The sequence below is a fragment of the Bacteroides sp. UBA939 genome, assembly GCF_002293435.1.
Taxonomy (GTDB): domain Bacteria; phylum Bacteroidota; class Bacteroidia; order Bacteroidales; family Bacteroidaceae; genus Bacteroides.
In genome coordinates, this window is the sequence record NZ_DBDF01000070.1 from 1 (window position 1) to 5,346 (window position 5,346).

Sequence of the window (5,346 nt, forward strand, 5' to 3'; positions counted from 1 at the left end):
CGTCGCAGAGAAAAAACTCTGTGCCTTTGTGTTCTATAAAAAAGAAAAGAACTCTGTGCTTCTCTGTTCAAGGCAGTGCTAAAGAGAACTCTGTGCCTTTGTGTCTCTGTGTTTGAATCACCGCTAAATTATCATTTATAATATCAAAACAATTGCGACGAGATTACTCAATCACTTCAAGTCAGTAATCAAAGAGAAGTCCTGATCTCCGTAATCAAGGTTTTCACCACCCATGCCCCAGATAAAGGTATAGTTATGCGTAGCTGCGGCAGAGTGTATAGACCATTCGGGAGACAATACAGCCTGGTCGCCCTTCATCCACACATGGCGGGTTTCATCTACTTCGCCCATGAAGTGGCAAACGGCATGCTCTTCGGGTACTTCAAAATAGAAATAAGCCTCCATACGACGACTGTGAACATGTGCCGGCATTGTATTCCACACACTACCCGGAGCAAGTTCCGTCATACCCATCTGCAACTGACAGGTAGGCAATACCTGATTCACCAGCATCTTGTTTATATTACGGTGGTTGGAACCCTCCAGGCTACCCATTTCAGCTACTACGGCATCAGCCTTCGTCACTTTCTTGTCAGGATAATTACGGTGTGCAGTCAGCGAGTTGAAATAGAATTTAGCAGGATTTTTCTCATCCTTACTTTCAAAAGTCACTTCACGGTCGCCTGAACCCAGATAAAGGGCTTCTTTATAATCCAACTCGAACACGGCGTCACCGGCTTTCACTATACCGGGGCCACCTACACTATAGATACCCATTTCGCGACGAGTCAGGAAATAAGGAGCTTTCAACGGATCGATTGCTTCCAGTTTCAAAACTTCTCCCACAGGCATTGCACCACCCACAACCATACGGTCGTACATGGAATATACCATATTCACTTCGTTGGCAGCGAACACTTTTTCGATAAGAAAATCACGACGGATGCGTTTGGTATCATAACTTTTTGCATCCTCGGGATGCGCCGCATAGCGGATTTCATAGTTCGTTTTCATAATTCTATAGCATTTTAAGTTTATAAAAATCGTTTATTCACGTACTTCGTTTGCGTACACGGTGCAAATGTAGGAAAAGAAAACGGCAAAACATTGCGTTTTTGTCCCAAATATCTGTAACTATCGTTCAAATGAACAAAAAACGGGAAGCCTTTAACAGAAAATAGTATGAATGTTATCGTCTCACGGGATGAATTCCGAGGCTTTAGCTTGCAGTATGAACAATGCAGTTCAGACCAAAATCTGATGTTTGCACCGCATATAGATGGTACTTGCACCGCATATATGCGGTTCGCGCACGGGATATATCCGGTACAAACACGGGATATATCTGGTTCCCGCACCGCATATATCCCGTTCCCGCACCATATATATCCCGTGGACACTGTATATCAGCATGTTGCAACCGTGAATCGTAGGCAGTAAACAAAGTGAGAGTAACTTTTACCCTCACNNCGCCGATGAATAAAGGGATACAAAAGAAAAGGTGAGAGCGTGAGGGTAAGTTGCCAAAACTCTGGGAATGCGCGCGCATACGCGCACGCGTATACGCACGCGCGCGAGACAAAATACAAGGAGTGAACTTGTATTATTCATGCTGTAGGAGTTAACCTGAATAATTCATGTTTTAGTCTACATTAAGTAGATGTTCATACTTAGGAGTCTATAAGCAAGTTACTTCTGCTAATCACTAAGCCTGCATGAATAATGCAGGTTAAAAGAACTGCAATGTGCTTTATTTTGTCTAATTTTGCACCCTGTTTCACAAAAAGACAAATTATCAATGAAAGCGTTCGAATTCAAGCCGAAATTGTACACGGCTTTGAAAAATTATTCAAAAGGTTCATTCATGGCGGATCTGATGGCAGGTATCATTGTTGGTATTGTTGCCCTTCCGCTTGCCATTGCGTTCGGTATCGCATCCGGCGTATCACCCGAAAAAGGAATCATTACGGCTATCATCGCCGGATTCATCATCTCCATGCTGGGAGGCAGTAAGGTACAGATAGGGGGGCCGACGGGAGCTTTCATCGTTATTATCTACGGCATCATCCAGCAATACGGAGAAGCCGGACTGATTGTATCCACACTGATGGCGGGCGTCATTCTTATACTGTTGGGGGTATTCAAACTGGGAGCGGTTATCAAATTCATCCCCTACCCTATCATTGTAGGATTCACAAGCGGTATTGCCGTTACTATCTTTACCACACAAATAGCCGATATCTTCGGTCTGAATTTCAGCGGAGAGAAAGTACCGGGAGATTTTGTGGGTAAATGGATGGTTTATTTCCGCCACTTTGATACCATCAACTGGTGGAATACGATTGTCAGCATCGTTAGTATCGCAATTATCACCATTACGCCGAAGTTCTCGAAGAAGATACCCGGATCGCTGATTGCCATCATCGCAGTGACAGTAGCAGTATATCTGATGAAAACGTACGCCGGCATTGACAGCATTGATACCATTGGCGACCGTTTCAGTATCAGAGCCGAACTTCCCGACGCAGTAATGCCTTCTCTGAATTGGGAAGCTATCAAGGACTTGTTTCCGGTAGCCATTACCATCGCCGTATTAGGAGCCATCGAATCATTGCTTTCCGCCACAGTAGCCGATGGCGTTATCGGCGACAAACACGATTCCAATACGGAACTTATCGCACAGGGGGCAGCCAATCTAATCACGCCTCTATTCGGCGGCATACCCGCTACGGGAGCCATTGCCCGCACGATGGCGAATATCAATAACGGCGGCAAATCGCCCGTTGCGGGTATGGTGCATGCCGTGGTGCTATTACTGATTCTTCTGTTCCTGATGCCTTTAGCCCAATACATTCCGATGGCTTGTCTGGCAGGTATATTGGTTATTGTTGCCTATAATATGAGCGGTTGGCGGACGTTTAGGGCATTACTGAAGAACCCTAAATCAGACGTAACCGTTCTGCTGATAACTTTCTTCCTGACGGTTATTTTCGATCTGACAATTGCCATCGAAGTAGGTTTGATTATCGCCTGCGTACTATTCATGCATCGTGTAATGGAAACTACGGAAATATCTGTCATCAAGGATGAGATAGACCCGAATGCGGAGTCTGATATCCATGTAAACGAAGAACACCTGATTATTCCCCAAGGTGTGAAAGTGTACGAAATCAACGGCCCATACTTCTTTGGTATTGCCACCAAGTTTGAGGAAATCATGTCTCAGCTGGGCGACCGCCCCAAAGTACGGATTATCCGTATGCGTAAGGTGCCTTTCATTGACTCAACGGGCATTCACAACCTGACGAGCCTCTGTCAAATGGCGCAACGCGAGAAAACAGAAATTATACTCTCCGGAGTTAACGAGAAGGTACACAAGATATTGCAAAAATCCGGCTTCTACGAATTGTTGGGCGAGAAGAATATTTGCCCCAATATTAATGTGGCATTGGAAAGAGCGGTTGAAGTAGTTAGTAGTAAGTAGTAAGTAGTTAGTAGTTAGTAGTTAGTAGTTAGTAGATAGTAGTAGATAGTTAGCATCGGTTAATCTTTAACTACTTAACTACTAACGAAGTGATAACTACTTGCTACTATCTACTTACTACTATCTACTTACTACTATCTACTACCTACTAACTACTATCTACTAACTACTATCTACTAACTACTTTCCCCATGCTCCGGTTATCTCCGCTACATAGACATGATGCAGATTGCCATGAGCGCCGCCGTACCATTGCTTAAGAACGGCCGGGTTGATGAAACATTCTTCTTTCAGCACGTCCGTGTACAGTTTGCGGCATTCCAGGCTAAGGCGGGATTGTTCGAAAAGGATATTACCTTTTTCCGTAACAAGGGGCTTCAGTCCCGTTTCTTTCACTTTATCCACTTCCCTACCCGATTTGCTGCCACATACTTTATGGATAACCTTGTTCTCTTCTCCCAGAAAAGAAAGCGTGAAATACTCGCTTTTCTCTATGAACTCAAAGGTATAACGTTCCGGACGGATAAAGATATAAACCACCGGTTTGTTCCATAAGATACCTATGCCGCCCCAACTGGCAGTCATAGTATTGAAGTGTTCTCGCGTACCCGCTGTTACCAGCATCCACTCTTTGTCTATAATTTCAAAGAAGTTTTCCGAAAGGTCTTTAATTGTTATTGGTTTCATGTTACTATATGGTTTTATATTAGAGCCTGTTTAAATCTTCCTCAAAAATAACTCTCAAAACACTATATATTAGTGTTAATAATGAAAGATGTGTTGAGTGAAACTAATGCTGAGCAAAATTTAAACAGGTTCTTAGTTATTATAACTCCTTAACTCCCGACTCGCATTACTTATGCGAATCAATAGGATGCACTTGCCGGAATACCCGCTCCTTCTACCAAAGCCACAATACGATCCAGTTCCTCATGAGTAGCCTTAAGCAAATCATGATCGGGCGTTTCACGGTCTATAGTATAAATCATCACTTGGCGCGGCTTTATCTCTTTTATAGCTTCCAGCCAGGGAAGTACATATCTATCGGAAGTATTATCCACATCTTTCCCCAAGTAACTGCCCTTCATAAACATGGTTTGAATGATGCAGTTGCCTTTAAACGCTTTCAGGTTCTCAATGATTTCAGCAACCGAGTATCTGCTGCTCGGACGGTCGACGGTGAGGATGTACTCTTCGTCCACCGTATCGAGCTTCAGGATGTTATTATCTACTTTATTCAATGCACTGAATACGGCGGGGCGGTCGATAAAAGTCGAATTACTCAATACACTGACTTTGGCTTCCGGAAAGTATTTATCACGAAGCTCCAATGTATCTTCTATAATTTCCCGGAAATGCGGATGCGCTGTGGGTTCTCCGTTTCCGGCAAAGGTGAACACATCGGGCTTAGGCCCATTTTGTTGCATATCCCGGAGTCTCGCTTCAAGGGCATTATGAATTTCTTCACGGGTAGGTAACGGCTTTTTAGGACGACGGTCGGCATTGAAACCGCATTCGCAATAAATGCAGTCGAACGAACATACCTTGCCATCTTCCGGCAGTAGGTTAATCCCTAACGATACCCCCAAGCGGCGGGAATGAACAGGGCCGAAAATGGGAGACGGATGAATAACAGTCATTATATTTACAATTTACAAGGTTACGGCAGAAATTGTTTCAATTATCGGCAAAGTTAGCATTAAGAAACTGTTTTGATTTCCCTTTTTTAGAATTTTTATCTGCTTCTTTTAGTTTGCATTATTCATAGTGTAAGTACTTCGTAATAATTATTTTTACGATAAATGAGAATTTAGCGGTGGGAATGATTAATAGAGATAGTATTGCTAATCACTAAGAAGAGA

At 43.4% G+C, this 5,346-nt stretch carries 4 protein-coding genes; 1 reads left to right on the forward strand and 3 read right to left on the reverse strand.

Annotated elements, in window-relative coordinates; genetic code table 11:
• Positions 1 to 171 precede the first annotated feature (171 nt).
• Positions 172 to 1,014, reverse strand: a complete 843-nt coding sequence (gene kduI / locus B2Z67_RS04970; RefSeq protein WP_291528713.1) for a 5-dehydro-4-deoxy-D-glucuronate isomerase — start codon at positions 1,012 to 1,014, stop codon at positions 172 to 174.
• 784 nt (positions 1,015 to 1,798) lie between these two features.
• Between kduI and B2Z67_RS04975 the strand changes: the two genes are divergently transcribed.
• Positions 1,799 to 3,484 (forward strand): SulP family inorganic anion transporter, encoded by a 1,686-nt coding sequence (locus B2Z67_RS04975; protein WP_291528714.1) that lies wholly within the window; start codon positions 1,799 to 1,801, stop codon positions 3,482 to 3,484.
• Between the two features lie 180 nt (positions 3,485 to 3,664).
• Here the strand turns inward: B2Z67_RS04975 and B2Z67_RS04980 are convergent, their stop codons facing one another.
• A complete protein-coding gene (locus tag B2Z67_RS04980; RefSeq protein ID WP_291528715.1) occupies positions 3,665 to 4,171 on the reverse strand; it encodes a flavin reductase family protein in 507 nt (168 codons plus the stop codon).
• 179 nt (positions 4,172 to 4,350) lie between these two features.
• Entirely contained in the window at positions 4,351 to 5,124 is a 774-nt protein-coding gene (locus B2Z67_RS04985; RefSeq protein ID WP_291528716.1) for a radical SAM protein, read from the reverse strand.
• Positions 5,125 to 5,346 lie beyond the last annotated feature (222 nt).